Here is a 15738-nt window from a genome sequence, read left to right on the forward strand (position 1 = left end):
CGATTTTCTTCTTATCATATACTATTTAAAAGTTTCATTATCTAAAATTACTACATAATCATTCGTTAATCGTCCAGCTTCTTTTGTATAACTAACAAGCCTTTGTATATTATCACAGCAAATTTTTGCTCCCCATACGAGTAACGGTACGCCAATAAAATCAATATGGAACCTTCTAGAAAACAGCCCACCGAAAGTCATCGGTAAAGGCACTGTTGGTGATGTATTAGAAAATATAATCTTTTCATGGCTTTGATAATGTTTTTGCAAGATTTCTCCTAAATGCTTCATCGCTGGTACAACAACTTTTGATGCGCCACATCCAATCGTATATACAGGATGACCATGTTCATCGATTCCATGAAAAATAATTTTTCCCATATCTTCTGTTTTCAATTTATTAAAGTAATCTACATTCAAAATTTCTTCTTTCGTTAACTTACGATCCGTTGGTAGTTTATTTAAATGATACGCTGCAGCTAGTGAGGTAGTATGTGTTCCACCAAAATCTGTGTAAATGTATATCATATTATCATCCCTTGTTGTAAAAGTTCAATGTTATTTAGTATTACCGTTCGCAACAATGTTAAACAAGGGATGCATGTATTTACGCTTTTTGTGTTAATTCATTATATTTTTTCCAAATATAATAACGTCTACTAATTACGTTGCCTAATGTAATACATAAAAAGGCATTTGTTACAACCATTAGTGTCTGGTGCGTGCTACCAGAAAACATACTTTGTTTAATAATAATTTTTGCTCCTAAAATAACAAGAAGAATTATTGTACTTACCCAATTTCCTTTCCGTAGTACATGACCCGTTTCACTATCTAATCGAAATGTTAAAGCTTTCCCCCGTATAATTCCAATACCTAAGCCAATTCCAAGCATTACAAAAAACAGTAGTCCTTGCAGCAAAGTTATTTGTCCCATACGAATAATGGACTGAACTGTTACAAAGCACAACAAAGCCGAAATGAGCCAAATACGGTTTATTTTCACTTTTCGTTCTTTACTTTGCATCAAAACAATAATAAGAACAACAAGTAAAATATCTATTTAGAATCCTCCTATAAACTTGTTTATCTTTAAAGCTTATATTCTCCCCTTTTCATTTCATACTTGAAATACGATAGCTACTTTCAAGTATGGAATGAAAAGGGGATTTCTCATCAGCCTTAAGCATTATTTATAAAAATAAAAAGACGTACTTTTTACTCGTACGCCTTTAATAACTCGTTTAAACTCCTATTTATCAACTAATTCCATACCTTTAGAATTAGTTTTACCCAACACTCGAATGTTAAATTTATTAATGGCTTTTAAAAAGATATTATAAATACAATATCCAAAAATAGAACCTAGAACATTACAGATCACATCATCAATATCAGTAATACGTCCCACTCCACTAAATAACGACTCAATTAATTGTAGCAATTCAATACTAGCTGATATAGAAAATCCTAATAAAACTGTACTTTTGAATTTCTTATATTTATCCCATAGGATAGGTGCTAAAAATCCTAAAGGCATTAATAATTAAAATTTACAACTATATAGTAATGTTTTTTATTTAAAAATCCATATGTTTATATGTAATTGTGCAGAATTACAAAAAACCCTTATTAAATGAATATAGGGTTCCTCGTTAACTAAAATATTTTTCAAAACAGAAACAAGCATGAACCCGTTTAAATTATTTTCGTATCTCTTCTTTTATATCCATATAATTAAAAAGCTCTTTCTATTTCTGTCATTAATTTTTCGGGTCCTGCCCCTTTATTCGATGGAATAACTAAAGTGATTCCTAATTCTGGATATATGGCCGAGCGAAAACTGACGCCTGGATCATATCCCATTACATGATATTTGAATACCTTGTTTTCTCGTGTTTCAATCCATATTCCATATCCGTAAGACTGTTTATCATTTACATGAATGTGGGGAGTTAAAAGTAACTTTGTATATTCCTTTCCTAAAATTTCATTATTAAATAGTGCCGCCCAAAATTTCAACATGTCTGGTGCAGTAACATATGCACCTCCATCAGCCCCTCCTTTTATTGGTATAGAGTAAGCGTTTGTTCTCCAATTTTGGTTGGTTTCGTCCTTTATATATCCTAGAGCTGTATGTCTTGGTAATTTATCTAATGAAAAATAGCCAGAATCATTCATGCCAATCGAATTAAAAATGTTCTTTTCTATATACTCCGTAAATTTAAGTCCCGTCTGTTCTTCTATTATTAATCCAAGTATGATAAAACCTGCGTTGTTGTAGTGAAACTTACTCCCAGGTGCAAACATCATATTATTGTTTTGAAATAATGGTAAAAAGTCTTTTACGCTCTTTAATAGATACATAGGTGTTTGTTTCCAAAGGTCTTCGAAGTTATCCATAATACTTTCATCAAAATAATCTGGTATACCAGCACTATGCGTTAGTAGTTGATGTATTGTAATATCTTCATCGAAGTTTGGAAATTTTATCTCTAGACAATCTTTTAATTTTGTACGAAAAGAAATAACACCTTTTTCAACAAGTTGACAGATGCCAATTGCAGTGAAGATTTTACATCCTGAGGCAATGCCAAATCTTGTTTGTATCGTATTGTTTATACATTCACTTTGGTTTGCGTAACCCAATGCTGTTTCATAGACTAAATCTTTTTCTTTTTTTACTAAAACTACTCCAGAGAAATCTATTTTCTTTTGTATTTCTTTTACAATTTTATCAATTTCATCTTTTGTTTTTATCACGACAACCACCCTTATCTTTCGGTATTGTTCTTTCCTCTTATTAATTTTTCCATATAAAGAGGAAAGAACCCTCTTATTAAATACGATAAATTGTTAATGAGAACACAAAGTTTATTTCGAATTTATCCCGCATTAACGGACAGTAAGACCCCCACCTCAAAATTCAGTGGAAGTTAAGCGGGGGATGAACAAAACCCCCACTGATTAAAGTTTCACTTTATTGATTCAGTAGAATACAACTTAGATTGCAATGGGAATAAAGTAAACACACACAATACGATAGTGATAAATAACATTATTAATGACCCTACAATAACTACAAGTTGTATAGAAATGAACTGAGTCGCAACACCAGATAATATTGTAATAAAAATTGTTACTAACGCAATAATAAGCCCATATATACTCCCGATCCGTCCCATTATATGAACGGGAACGTTATTTTGGTAAAATGTATAAAATCCTGTATTTGCATATGCCATAGAGAAAGATAAAATAAAGAATCCAATAGAAGCTATTAAAAATACATTTGAAAAAGCATAAATTATATAACCAATTGCGATGAATAATGATCCTATTCCAATTAGAAATGAAGGTGCTAATTTCTTTGATAAAATTGTATTTGTTATGGCACCTAAAATAAATCCTGCACCAGCTATACTAACTAGAAAACCGTATTCACTATCTGTTAGTAGTAATACCTCTTTCGCAAACGATAGTTCAAGTGAATCAGTAGCAGTTGCTAATACGAACATACTTTGAAATAAGAAATACACACATACGACATACACATGTTTTCTACTAAAATTTATAACAGTGTTCCAATCTTTTATTAATACTGTAAGGGATAATGTATTACTAGTTGTATCCGAAGCTTTTTTCTTATCAAGATTAGGTAAAAGTAATGTAATGAATCCTGATAAGAGAAATGCTATAGCATTTATATATATAGCAAACTCTGGTGTACTCGCAATTAATAAACCCCCTGCTATCGCCGGACCAATTAAAAATGCACCAGATCCTATTAAACTACGTAATGAGTTGAAACGTTGTCTTTGTTCTACCGGAATTAATTTCGTCATATACGTCATAGCAGTTGGCTCATAAATTGCACTGGCCATACTTATAAAGAATACGAATACATAAACAATCCAAAGTGACGGAAGTAAAGGTAAAATAGCGATAAATAACGCACGATATATATCGAGGTGAATCATTAATTTCCGTTTATTTAAACGATCAATCATACTCCCAGACCAAGCGTTTGTAAATAAAGTGGCTAATGGTTTTATTACATATAAAGTAGCAACAGCTAAGGCTGAGCCACCCATATTATAGACAAGTACATTCAGTGCTATTAAGTAAATCCATGCCCCTAAATTCGCAATACCAACTCCGGACAATAGTAATAAAGGATATTTCCAATCTTTAAGTAAATTTTTCATTTTTGGCCCCCGCTTTCAAAATTGTTTTACAACAATAAAAAAATCCCACCCCCAAGACTTTTAATCTTAGGGACGAGATTTATCATCGCGGTGCCACCCTAGTTTGTTAATATGTCACCATACTAACCTTATTAGGTACTGCATTCTAACTCATGCTTATACCATAGCTCTATAACGGGAGCTCCCGTCACACCATCCCCTAATAATAGGTTCCGATGCGCTGCTCAGAGGCTTGGTTCAATAAAGAATTTTTACTCCTTTTCAGCTAAATGGAGCTCTCTGTGAAAAATTCATTTTATTTACTCTTCTCTTCACTGCATTTGATTTTTCCCATATTATCACAATTATTTTTAACTGTAAATAAAAAATAATCAGACATTTAATAATGTGTCTCTGTTAATTCATTTATTCATTGTTTTTTCTAAAAAATACGGTGCGTGAAATTACTTGCAGCTCTAAAGAAAGAGCCATTTGCATCTAGCTCCTTCCAAATACCTGAATTAATTCGTATTCGCCTCTGTTAACGGTTGTAACGGCGGTTCTAATTCTAGTTCTAGTGTATCTCCTTCATGTAAATCTTGTCCTTTTTCAATACTTTGGCTCGTTACATAACCTGTACCAGAAGTTTTCAAATCTAATTTCAAAAGCTTAGAGAAATACATAACATCACGCATGGACCAACCTTTTACATTTGGCATTTGTGCGTTATTCCCTAATAAAAATATACGATCACCTTCACTCATTACCTCGCCAGACTGTGGATATTGTTTTATTATTTTTCCTTCTCCTAAAATTACCGGCTGTAGCTTCTCTTTTTCTACCCTTTTCTCTGCTGTACCCATCGATTGATTTACATAATTTTGTACTTTTAATTGAGATTGTTTCGCTGCATCAGCTATTTGTTTTTCGGTATACGGTTTCACCTTTAAATATTCAAGGCTGTTTTTTATAACAGGTTTAAATATTTCAGCAAGAGGCTGAGCTCCATACTCATCTCCTTTTAACTTTGGCTGCTTAATAGCTAAGTATACGATTAACTCCGGATCATCAATTGGAGCCATTCCTAAAAAGGAGAAAATGTAATTCTCTTTCCCTTCCATATATCGGCCGTTTTCAGGATTCGGGATTTGTGCTGTTCCTGTCTTACCTCCAATTGGATAACCATCCACTTTATACATTGTACCAGTTCCTTTTGAAGATGTTATAACACGCTCCATTAAGCTTCTAACCTTGTCCGCTGTTACTTTTTTTATCGGATTCCCAATTTCTTTCGGTTGATTTTCCATAATAACTTCTTTGTTTGTTGGATTTACAACTTTATCAACGATATATGGTTGCATCATTTTCCCGTCATTTGCTATAGCAGTAGCCGCTTGGATTAATTGAATCGGAGTTACTGTAGAACCTTGACCGAAAGAAGTTGTAACCTGTTGAATTTGCGTATTTAATAATAAAGTATTTTTACTTTCTCCAGGTAAATCTATTCCTGTTTTTTGATTGAATCCAAATTTATTCATATATTGCTTAAATTTATTTGGTTTCAGTAACTGATCTTCTAAAATAGAAAAAGCTACGTTTGATGACCTTTCAAAACCTTCATCAAATGTAATTGATCCCCATCCAAATCCACCATTATGGTCTTTTATATCAGATGAACCAACGGAATATTTTCCAGATTGAAAATATTCTTTTCCGTTATATACACCTTCATTGATGGCAGCTGCTAACGTAAAAACTTTCATTGTTGAGCCTGGTTCATATGCATTTGCAATTGGGTCATTTAAAAAGTATTCGATATCACCTACATTAGGATTGTAACTAGGTTTACTAGACATCGCTAAAACCTTTCCTGTTTTTGGATCAGCAATAATGCCAATTAACATAGAAGGATCATAATGTTCTTGCGCTTTATTCATCGCTTCTTCTAAAAAACTATTAATTTGTTTATCAAGCGTTAAATATACGTTATTCCCATTTTTAGCTGGTTCTACTTTACCTATATCATTTGTAAGCGGAATCCCTCTTCGTGTACCCACATATTCTATATTCCCGTTTGTAGAGCGCAAATATTTATCCAAACTCTTTTCAAGCCCAAACTTCCCTTCCGTATTCCCTTTATCATCTGGTCTAGCAAAACCAAGTATATAAGATGCAAAGTCTTCATTCGGATACACTCTTGCTTTTTCTGACATAAAAGATACACCTGGTATTTTTAAATCATTAATTTTTTCCTTCTTTTCCCTAGATAAGTTCCGACCGATTTTTCCAATTTCAACTTGTGTACGCCCTTCATGAAAGTTTTTTAATACTTCTTCTTTATCAATTTCAAGCACATCGGCTAATTGTTGTGCGGTTTCATCTTTATTTTTCACTTTATCTTTTCCTTTTAAATTCACAACAACTCGATACGTTGTAGAATCTTGTACTAACACCTTTCCTGTTTGGTCATAGATAGTACCACGATTCGCTTCTAAAACACCTTTTTTATTATGTTGTTCATTTGCTAGATCCTTTACATTCACATTATGCACGACTCCTACTGCCTGAATATAGAATATACGCAAAATCATAATAAGAAACAAAACAATAAAAGCAATCATCATATATCGAGCGCCTTTATTCGTTTGAAGTTTTTGCATACTTATCTCCTCTCTTTTGGAATGGATTCGTACGAGGATCCGTTTTAAAATTTGTAGTTTTTGTTTGCGATACTATATGTTTCGAAGTTTTCTTTTTAATTCCTTTAAAACAATGTAAAACTAACTGTTGTTATTTTTTGTTTTTGCTTTATTTCATTAAAATTCGGTGCGTGAAATTTCAGAATATTGATTAGTAAAACTTGATTGCATAACACTATAAACTCTTTTCTTATTTACTATAAAAAGTTCCCCTCTGGATTTCCAAAGGGGAACTTTTTATAAGAAAATTATGCGATATGGTTATATTTTGCTAAGAAAGGAATTCGTCTCGCTACTAATGCATACATTTTGAATACGAATTTCGCTATTGGTTCAAACATACGTGTACTTTGCATTACTAAACCGCTCGTAACAAGTGTTATGAAAGCTGCACCAAGTATATCTAAAGGATAATGAACACCTACATACATACGTGATATACCGACTAACACTGCCCATAATAGCGCGATATATTTCAGTTTTTCTCCTCTAAGAATAAATGCGAAGGCGATTGAAAATACAAGTACAGAATGATCACTAACGAATGATGAATCTGCTGCGTGTGGTACTAATTGATGTACATCATGTGATACAAACGGACGCGGATGGTAATATACCGCATGTATAAGAACATTTACTACTAATGCAATAATAACCGAAAGCGTCGTATATAAAACTGTATATTGTTTTCTAATTGCATTCTCTTTCTTTCCATTATTAAACCATAAGATAAGCATAAATAAAATGGCTACGTATGCAGCGCTATTTGTAATAGAAACCATTAACGTATCTAATAGTTTAGATGAATCAGCAAAATTATTAAACCACTGAAATACTGTGTAATTCATAATACTCTCTCCCTACTTACAAGTGTTCTTGATTTACACAGTATACAATACCATTATGAAAATGGGCTTAAACTTTTCTCATCTAATTCTCATTTTACTATTACTCATGTGACAATTATAAAGCAAATTTTATACGCTATTTATATATAAAGTTCGTAAACCTTTATAATAAGGCGATTCGTATTTTTTTTCATGTTTGGAATACATAACATGTTCATTTAAATATACTAATTGCAAAATCATATTTTTTAATTCATTTGAAGTACAATATTTCCAAATTGTTCTCCAAGTTCCATACGGCTTAGTGCTCGAATTGCTTCTTCTAACGAGTAAACTTTATCAATAATTGGTTTAATTTGATGTTTTTCTATAAACTTTATCATCTCATTAAATTCCTCACGGCTACCCATGGATGTTCCCATAATATCAATTTGATTGTAAAATAGCGCGCGTAATGGTAATTCAATTTTATCGCCTGAGCTTGCACCAAAATTCACGATTCTTCCGTTTGGTTTTAATACATCAAAATATTTCAAAAAAGTTGCCGGACCAATACTATCTATTATTAAATCAACTTTTTCACCTTGTAAGCTCTCTTCCCAATTTCCAGCACTATGAAAAGAAATATCTGCACCATATTTCTTAGCAAGTTCCCTTTTATTCTCTACCCTTGAAGTAACACTCACTTTTGCGCCAATTGCTTTCGCGAATAACATGGCAAATGTAGCAACACCACCGCCTATTCCCGGAATTAAAACGTGTTCGCCGCACTTCAATCTACCTTTTGTAAAAAGCGCTCTATATGCAGTTAATGCAGATAAAGATAAAACACCTGATTCTTCCCAAGTAAGATATGACGGCTTTTCTACTACATTTTCTGCTGGTACAATTACATATTCAGCAAACGTTCCATCTTTCGGTCCACCTAGCACTTCTGGTAACTCCGGTACTTCAGTAGCATGTTCCCATCCAATACTAGGATTAATAATAACTTCTGTATGTAGTGTAATATTTGAAACTCCTTCTCCTATTTCTGTAACAATTCCTGAGCCATCTGACCCTATTACTAATGGTAGATCCATTTCTTTTCTATTGTTTATAATAAATAAATCCCTATGATTTAACCCTGCAGCTTTTAACTTTACTTTTACTTCACCTGCATTAGGACTTATCTCAGGTGAAAATTTATATTCTAATCCCTCTAATCCTTTTTTATATTGATGTACAATAGCTTTCATTGCTTAATTCCCCCTTAATATTTCCAATGTACTAGAAATATCAAAATAAATAAAATAGTTTGACTCCAATAATTAGAAATTATATATTTAGTCATGAAAAAACAAAAAATCCCACTCCCTATAAAAAGTATAGGAAGAGGTTTCAAAACTAGTTAGATAAGAATCTATAAATTCATTGAGTTCTAGCCAATTCTAATATTTTTCGAATAAACGGCGCTTTTGCCTTTGTATATGAAACACGATCAAAAGCATATGTAATAGCAAGCATCTCTTTTAATTCTCTATATTCTTTACGTGCCCATTCATTGCTTATTAGAAAGTCACGAAATAAAATATTGTTTCTCCACTCGTCACTATTATAAATATAAACATGCAAATGATGAGTACCTGCTCTCCACTTTCCTTTTCTAAAAAAACGCCAATTCGTTGCATCTTTTGGAACATACTCATATCCAATTTCCGATAGAACTGCAATCCACTTTTCAGTTATTTGCAATTCTGTTACGCCAATCATCATATCAATAAGAGGTTTAGCTCCTAATCCTTCTACTGCTGTGCTTCCTATATGTTCAACAGCAATTATTTCTTGTCCTAACAAGGAACAGAATTTCTCTTTTTCTTTTATATACTCTTCAACCCATTCTTTTTGATACGGTTTAATAACAATTTGTTGATCCATTGTATTCACCTCTCTATAAATATTTATCATTATATTTATAAAATTTTATATTATTAGCATAGGATTTCCATAAAATATGTCGAATAGTGGAATGTACAACTTAATTATATTAAATGTGAGGTAATCTATGAAAGATAATTCCGTGGAAATTCAGTTAAATAACGTAACATTCCAATTAAAAGAATATCATAATTTTGATTGGCTTATTAAATTAGGGACCGTATTTGCAGTTTTTGACCAACAAGATTCAGGTAATATAAGTTTTGGTGTAGAAAAAGATGGGCATAAGAAATTTATCAAATACGCAGGAGCACAAACAATTGCATATGAAGGAACAACGGGTGATGCTATTGAAAGGCTAAAAAATTCAGTTACTATCTATGAAGATTTAAAGCATGACTCGCTCATAAGATTAATTGATCATTTTCCAGTTCAATCTGGATATGTATTAATTTTCGATTGGTTTGATGGTGAGTGTCTTCATTCGCATTGGCGTTTCCCATCTCCTGAAAAATATAAAAATCCAAACTCACCATTTTATAAATTTAGACATTTATCTGCTATAGAACGAATTCATTCCTTACATTCCATTTTTTCTTTCCATACTTATATAGAAAAGAAAAACTATGTAGCATTAGATTTTTATGACGGTAGTATTTTATATAATTTTAATACAAACGAGACTAAAATTTGTGATATAGATTTATACAGTAAGAAACCTTACATAAATAAAATGGGCCGGCTATGGGGTTCCTCCCGTTTTATGTCACCAGAGGAATTTGAACTAAACGCAACAATTGATGAAAGAACAAATGTATTTAATATGGGAGCAATGGCTTTCTCACTTTTAGGCGGTGAAAAAGATCGTTCCTTTATAAAATGGGAAGCAAGTAAGGAATTATATGAGGTAGCGTATCGTGCTGTAAGTGACAATCGAGCAGAACGGTATGCATCAGTTATAGAATTCTATGAAGCGTGGTTAAAAGCGGCTAATGCGGAAAGGATATAACCCTAAATTATTAAAAGAAATATATAGTTTATACTATTATCATGTATAATACATATGAAAAGGAAATTCAGAATAACGAGGCAAATATTATGGACTTTGTTTATATTAATCAAAACGTGTTAAATAATCTTCTATACATTTTATGTAGTATATTTGTTTTTTATTTCATATATGATAGCCGGCACTATTTAAAGAAATATAAAATACTACTGATTACCCTTTGTTCTAGTATCCCGCTTATTTTATGTATGCGATACCCTATCTATATGGATGAAAGTTGTATTCATGATTTAAGACAAATTCCGGTCATAATAGGTACGCTTTATGGTGGATTCCCTGTCGGTATCATATTGTTTGCAATTTTATTAATTACGAGATTTTTATTTTATGGCTTTAACATGTTGACAGTTGTTGTTTACGGAATAATGTTCATCGTTACAGCACTCGCATCTTCAAAATTTAATACATATAATAGAAAACTTAAAGTAGCTTTTTCCATGTTTTTAACCTTTTTCCTAGCAATATTTACAACTTTAATTGTATTAACCTTATCAGATTTTGAAGTGAATAATTTGTATATTATTTATTTCATGGTATTACCGACTACTTTAATGTTATTTATTGTTTATATAAATGAAGTTATTAAAGATGCTGTATTAATGCGATCAAAATTAATTAAAATGGAAAAAATGGAGATTGTTAGTCAACTCGCTGCAAGTATATCGCACGAAGTAAGGAATCCCTTAACAGTTGTAAAAGGATTTACACAGCTTTTAAAAACATCAAATTTAACTCCCGAATCAAGAGACGAATATATTAAACATATACTTGAAGAGTTAAATCGTGCCCAAGAAATTATCGATGATTACTTAACGTTTGCCAAACCTGCTCCAGAAAAACTAGATCAAATTTCAGTAAAACAAGAGTTAAATCGAGTTATTAATATGATATTGCCATTGTGTAATATGAATACGATACATATTACACAGGATTTTTCTGAGGCAACCATTGTTGGTAATAAACAGCACTTTCAACAATGTTTTTTAAACTTAATCAAAAACAGTATTGAAGCAATGCCTAATGGTGGTACCTTAAATATTTCCTCATCTATCAATAATAGTAAAGTTGAAATACGAATTGAAGATAGCGGAGTTGGAATGTCACAGGAGCAAATACATCGATTCGGTGAACCGTATTTTAGTACAAAAACAAAAGGAACCGGTTTAGGTACAATGGTTGCTGTTAAGATTATTGAGACAATGCATGGAAGTTTAAAAATCCGAAGTATCGTTAGTAAAGGAACGACTTTAATGATTACGTTCCCGAAATATAGTAAGAATACGCATTAAAACAAATAAAAAAGGAGCGACCATGCTCCTTTTTTATTTGTTTCGATACATAAGTATCTTCAATGTTTTTTAGTTTACATTTGTGAAGACTAATTAAAAATTAGTATCCTCCGCCCCAGCAGCTGCATCCTACAATTATTAATAGAATGAATAACACAACTAGTAAAGCGAAACCTCCACCAAAACCACAAGAACCACCGTAACTCATATTTTCTCCTCCTTTTGGTTTGAAAACTAATAGGTAGTTGATCATTTTAACTGGTTCGTATTATACATTATGTATATATCCCTTTTTTGAGCATGTCTACATAAAAATAAGTAAAAGCACTCGTTTAAAGAGTGCTTTAAAATGGATACCAAAAATTTTGAAATACGTTTAATTTTAAATATACCGCAACAATAAATATGAAAATACCGGCAAATAAAGCGATGAAATCTTCACGTTTCGCCTTACTTGTATAAAACCATGTACGTTTATCCTTCTTTCCAAATCCTCTTAAATCCATTGCATTTGAAACCGTATCTATTCTTTCTAGAGAATGAATGATTAGTGGCCAGAAAATTAAAACACGGTTCTTCATACGAACCCATAAACTTGCTTCTCCTTTTTCAAAAGCCACTCCTCTCGCTTCTTGCGCGTGTTTAATAATTTTATATTCAGACTGAATGTCAGGAATATAACGTAGTGCAATATTTATTGCATATGTAATCTTATAATGAATACCAAGTTTACTTAAGCTACTTACAAATTCGCTTGGATCTGTCGTGTAAATAAAAAGAAGTGTAAATGGTAATAACGTAAAATACTTTAATGAAAGTGTAGCTGCATAAAATAATGTTTCATATGTAATCGTTGCATATCCAACATGTAAAAACACGGTATATGATTCAGTTAATTCAGATCCATGAGTTGGTGTAATAAATAAAATCATGACAGAGTTTAATAAACTAAATGTAAATATGACACTAAAAACAATTAAAATTTTACGAAATGGAATTTTAGCAATGCTGAGTCCGATACACCCAATGATAAATAATATTAGCAACACCCGAAAATCAAAAAACAAAAAAGTAAGCGTCATACAAAAAATAAATAAAAACAATTTCACTACCCCATCCATACGATAAAAATATGTACTATGCACCTTCCTCCCTCCTATTACTATCTAAATAAAGCTCCATAAATTTTTCTGGACATGAAATCCCACTAAATTTAACAAGCTTGGTTAAAGAACTCTCTCTTAAGTTAGCTCTTTGTAACGTTTCTTGATTACCAAATACATTAGACACTGTATTATCCGCAATAATTTTCCCTTCATGTAGAACTACTGCACGATCTGCATATTCTAGTGCGAGATTCATATCGTGAGTGATAAAAACAAATGAAATACCCTTTTTTGCTAGTTTTTTAATAAACGACATAAATTGTTTATAATGATAATAATCTTGTCCCGCTGTCGGTTCATCTAATATGATAAGCTTAGGATTTGTTGTTAATACAGATGCGATTGTTAATCTCTTTTTTTGCCCATAGCTTAGTGCTTGAATTGGCCAATTACGAAATGGATATAAACCACAAATTTTTAAAGTTCCTTCTACTCTATTCTTAATTTCTTCCTTAGAAAAATTATGTAATGTTAATGTAAATGAAACTTCTTCAAAAACAGTAGGCTGTGTAATCATATGATTTGGATTTTGCATCACGTAAGATATGATTTCCCCACGTTTACGAATAGACCAAGAACTAATATCTTCACCTTTTAACAAGATTTTCCCATTTTTCATTTTGTTTATGCCTATAAGACTATGAGCTAATGTTGATTTTCCTGCTCCATTATGTCCTAACAGTGCCACAATTTCTCCTTCATATATTGAAAGGTTTACATTTTCTAATACTTTTTGTTTATTAGGGTATGAAAATGATAAATTCTCCACTTTAAGTAATTCCTTGTTTTTAGCATTCCTTTTTAATATGACTTGTTTCTCCATCCACTCTTTTATAACGTTGCTTACCTTTTCTTTTTGAAGGTTTTCCATTGGATATATTACGTCATTATTACTATCAAAATGTAATCTCTTTAATGCTTCGATGTAAATAGGCTCTCTTAAGCCAATACGTGGTAATATATTTGACGCTAAGATTTCTTTTGGTGTTCCCATCGCAATGACTTTACCTTCATCAATTAATATAACTTTGTCTAAATCCAGTTTTAAAATTTCTTCTATCCTATGTTCGATAATAACAATCGTTTTATTATACTGCTCATGTATATCTTTCATAAGTTCTATCGTATGTATGGCGCTTAGTGGATCTAAGTTCGCTAATGGTTCATCGAACAATAATATATCCGCATTTGTTGTTAATAAACCAGCAAGAGAAACTGTTTGCTTTTGACCTCCTGATAATTCATGTGGACTTTGTTTATGAAACGTATGCATCTTCACCTTTCTTAATGAATCCGAAACAATCTTTTTCATGTTATCTTGCTTTACACATTCATTTTCTAAATAAAAAGCTACATCTTCTTCTACTGTCAGACCAATAAATTGAGCATCTTGATCTTGCAAAATTGTTCCTACCTGTTTACTTTGTTCAAAAATACTTCCTTCCCTTGGGTCTTTACCGGCAATTAAAACGTTACCTGTGCTATTCCCTTCGTAAGAAAATGGGATTAGCCCATTTATACAATGAGCTAATGTCGACTTTCCTGAACCACTTCGTCCAGCAATTAGCACTTTTTCCCCAGGGTATATATGAAAGGTAATATCACTTAAAGTAGGCTGCGCAGCATGCCCATATTGAAAGGTGAATTGTTCAAACGAAATAATTGGTTGCATGTTAACATCCCTACTTTTCAATTTTTAAATGTGTATGTTTCTTATTGGATTTCGCCAAACCAATTGTAAGTGGCAATCCAAGTACTAAGAAAACGATGACATCGGAAATTGTTGCTCCTAATACTTGGATAACAATTTTGTCAAATGGTTCTCCCATCACAATAATATCGAATGCCCCAGCAAATATAATAGCGATGACAATACCAACTAGCCCAGTAATTGCTAAATAAGAAATATCCCCCTTGTTAAACAACCCGTTTTTCACACTAAAGCCAACTCTTTTTTGAATAAGCCCCATTGAAAAACCAATAATACCTGAACTAATAACCCAGCCCCACCAAATACCCCAGCCAGCAATCGTATCTGTTACGGTATGACCGATAAGTCCGATTAACAGTCCTGCCACTGGACCAAATAATGCTCCAAAAACAGTTAATATAGCTAATGCTGGTTTAATAAATGTATTCGGTGCAATAGAAAACCCCAAAAGTCCTAATATCCCGTATAATGCTGCTCCAATACCGATTGCTACTACTAACTTTGTTGATAATTTGTTCATGACAATTCCCCTCTCGTATTAGTCAACTTTTATTACTCTATATTTAATTTAAAAATGAATTATGCATCGACACTCCCTTTCTATACAACAAAAAAATGACCTCTTACATAAGAGGTCATTTTCTTTCACGTTCAAGAATCCTCTTATCTTTCAAAAAACACATCGTGTCCTCTGCGGAATTAGCACCTTCCTATAAAATTGCATAGGGGTTGCTGAGGTTTCTTAGGGCCGTTCCCTCCACCTCTCTGGATAAGTATTAATTTGTAATTCGTATTATGGCACTAAAGAATGTAAATTTCAACACTTTTCTAACTATTTTTATTTTTTATTAA

At 32.1% G+C, this 15738-nt stretch carries 14 protein-coding genes, 1 pseudogene, 1 riboswitch and 1 other annotated feature; of the genes and pseudogenes, 2 read left to right on the top strand and 13 right to left on the bottom strand.

All coding sequences use genetic code 11. The annotated features are described in order from the left end of the window. Positions 1–21: 21 nt before the first annotated feature. From MKY38_RS09115 to MKY38_RS09155, 9 genes and pseudogenes are all read right to left on the bottom strand, one after another. Positions 22–528, bottom strand: a complete 507-nt coding sequence (locus tag MKY38_RS09115) for a DUF3189 family protein (RefSeq protein WP_000639421.1) — start codon at positions 526–528, stop codon at positions 22–24. Positions 529–607: 79 nt separating this feature from the next. Next, positions 608–1063 (bottom strand): DUF1453 domain-containing protein, encoded by a 456-nt coding sequence (locus MKY38_RS09120; RefSeq protein ID WP_065223102.1) that lies wholly within the window; start codon positions 1061–1063, stop codon positions 608–610. Positions 1064–1252: 189 nt separating this feature from the next. After that, a pseudogene (locus MKY38_RS09125) lies at positions 1253–1546 on the bottom strand (VanZ family protein); the annotation flags it as partial. Between the two features lie 191 nt (positions 1547–1737). Further along, on the bottom strand, positions 1738–2763 hold the full coding sequence (locus tag MKY38_RS09130; protein WP_139366475.1) for a serine hydrolase domain-containing protein: 1026 nt from the start codon (positions 2761–2763) through the stop codon (positions 1738–1740). Between the two features lie 212 nt (positions 2764–2975). Beyond that, entirely contained in the window at positions 2976–4208 is a 1233-nt protein-coding gene (locus tag MKY38_RS09135; protein ID WP_065223100.1) for an MFS transporter, read from the bottom strand. 65 nt (positions 4209–4273) lie between these two features. After that, positions 4274–4532, bottom strand: a binding site (T-box leader). Between the two features lie 176 nt (positions 4533–4708). Continuing rightward, positions 4709–6847: a penicillin-binding protein gene (locus MKY38_RS09140; protein ID WP_341048753.1), complete on the bottom strand. Its 2139-nt coding sequence runs from the start codon at positions 6845–6847 to the stop codon at positions 4709–4711. Positions 6848–7134: 287 nt separating this feature from the next. Further along, positions 7135–7734 carry an undecaprenyl-diphosphatase gene (locus MKY38_RS09145; RefSeq protein WP_078439284.1) on the bottom strand — a complete coding sequence of 200 codons (600 nt, stop codon included), beginning with the start codon at positions 7732–7734 and terminating at the stop codon, positions 7135–7137. 248 nt (positions 7735–7982) lie between these two features. Next, a complete protein-coding gene (locus tag MKY38_RS09150; RefSeq protein WP_065223098.1) occupies positions 7983–8972 on the bottom strand; it encodes a zinc-binding dehydrogenase in 990 nt (329 codons plus the stop codon). A 172-nt stretch (positions 8973–9144) separates the two neighbouring features. Next, the gene (locus tag MKY38_RS09155; protein WP_078439286.1) at positions 9145–9651 is read right to left on the bottom strand and encodes a GrpB family protein; all 507 of its coding nucleotides are present in this window, start codon (positions 9649–9651) and stop codon (positions 9145–9147) included. A gap of 127 nt (positions 9652–9778) precedes the next feature. On the opposite strand from MKY38_RS09155, the gene MKY38_RS09160 reads away from it, so the two are divergent. Together MKY38_RS09160 and MKY38_RS09165 are read left to right on the top strand one after the other, a co-directional pair. Beyond that, a complete protein-coding gene (locus MKY38_RS09160) occupies positions 9779–10660 on the top strand; it encodes a protein kinase domain-containing protein (RefSeq protein WP_065223096.1) in 882 nt (293 codons plus the stop codon). A gap of 89 nt (positions 10661–10749) precedes the next feature. Continuing rightward, positions 10750–12009, top strand: coding sequence for a LytS/YhcK type 5TM receptor domain-containing protein (locus MKY38_RS09165; protein ID WP_341048761.1), 1260 nt, complete (start codon positions 10750–10752; stop codon positions 12007–12009). A gap of 100 nt (positions 12010–12109) precedes the next feature. Here the strand turns inward: MKY38_RS09165 and MKY38_RS09170 are convergent, their stop codons facing one another. The 4 genes from MKY38_RS09170 to MKY38_RS09185 all read right to left on the bottom strand — a co-directional run bounded on the left by MKY38_RS09170 (position 12110) and on the right by MKY38_RS09185 (position 15406). Further along, positions 12110–12217: a YjcZ family sporulation protein gene (locus MKY38_RS09170; RefSeq protein ID WP_000120182.1), complete on the bottom strand. Its 108-nt coding sequence runs from the start codon at positions 12215–12217 to the stop codon at positions 12110–12112. 136 nt (positions 12218–12353) lie between these two features. Beyond that, on the bottom strand, positions 12354–13154 hold the full coding sequence (locus MKY38_RS09175) for an energy-coupling factor transporter transmembrane component T family protein (protein ID WP_048535402.1): 801 nt from the start codon (positions 13152–13154) through the stop codon (positions 12354–12356). Beyond that, positions 13147–14847 (bottom strand): ABC transporter ATP-binding protein, encoded by a 1701-nt coding sequence (locus MKY38_RS09180; RefSeq protein ID WP_063264111.1) that lies wholly within the window; start codon positions 14845–14847, stop codon positions 13147–13149. The genes MKY38_RS09175 and MKY38_RS09180 overlap by 8 nt, the downstream gene beginning before the upstream one ends. A gap of 10 nt (positions 14848–14857) precedes the next feature. Further along, positions 14858–15406 (bottom strand): ECF-type riboflavin transporter substrate-binding protein, encoded by a 549-nt coding sequence (locus MKY38_RS09185; protein ID WP_341048764.1) that lies wholly within the window; start codon positions 15404–15406, stop codon positions 14858–14860. A gap of 140 nt (positions 15407–15546) precedes the next feature. Continuing rightward, a riboswitch (SAM riboswitch) is annotated at positions 15547–15662 on the bottom strand. Between the last annotated feature and the right edge of the window lie 76 nt (positions 15663–15738).

The sequence above is a fragment of the Bacillus sp. FSL R5-0585 genome (assembly GCF_038004545.1).
Taxonomy (GTDB): Bacteria; Bacillota; Bacilli; order Bacillales; family Bacillaceae_G; genus Bacillus_A; species Bacillus_A cereus.

Excerpts from the sequence above, each read along its gene's own strand:
- MKY38_RS09115 (WP_000639421.1), bottom strand. The coding sequence starts at position 528 with ATGATATACATTTACACAGATTTTGGTGGAACACATACTACCTCACTA.
- MKY38_RS09135 (WP_065223100.1), bottom strand. The coding sequence starts at position 4,208 with ATGAAAAATTTACTTAAAGATTGGAAATATCCTTTATTACTATTGTCC.
- MKY38_RS09140 (WP_341048753.1), bottom strand. The coding sequence starts at position 6,847 with ATGCAAAAACTTCAAACGAATAAAGGCGCTCGATATATGATGATTGCT.
- MKY38_RS09145 (WP_078439284.1), bottom strand. The coding sequence starts at position 7,734 with ATGAATTACACAGTATTTCAGTGGTTTAATAATTTTGCTGATTCATCT.
- MKY38_RS09150 (WP_065223098.1), bottom strand. The coding sequence starts at position 8,972 with ATGAAAGCTATTGTACATCAATATAAAAAAGGATTAGAGGGATTAGAA.
- MKY38_RS09155 (WP_078439286.1), bottom strand. The coding sequence starts at position 9,651 with ATGGATCAACAAATTGTTATTAAACCGTATCAAAAAGAATGGGTTGAA.
- MKY38_RS09160 (WP_065223096.1), top strand. The coding sequence starts at position 9,779 with ATGAAAGATAATTCCGTGGAAATTCAGTTAAATAACGTAACATTCCAA.
- MKY38_RS09165 (WP_341048761.1), top strand. The coding sequence starts at position 10,750 with ATGGACTTTGTTTATATTAATCAAAACGTGTTAAATAATCTTCTATAC.
- MKY38_RS09170 (WP_000120182.1), bottom strand. The coding sequence starts at position 12,217 with ATGAGTTACGGTGGTTCTTGTGGTTTTGGTGGAGGTTTCGCTTTACTA.
- MKY38_RS09180 (WP_063264111.1), bottom strand. The coding sequence starts at position 14,847 with ATGCAACCAATTATTTCGTTTGAACAATTCACCTTTCAATATGGGCAT.
- MKY38_RS09185 (WP_341048764.1), bottom strand. The coding sequence starts at position 15,406 with ATGAACAAATTATCAACAAAGTTAGTAGTAGCAATCGGTATTGGAGCA.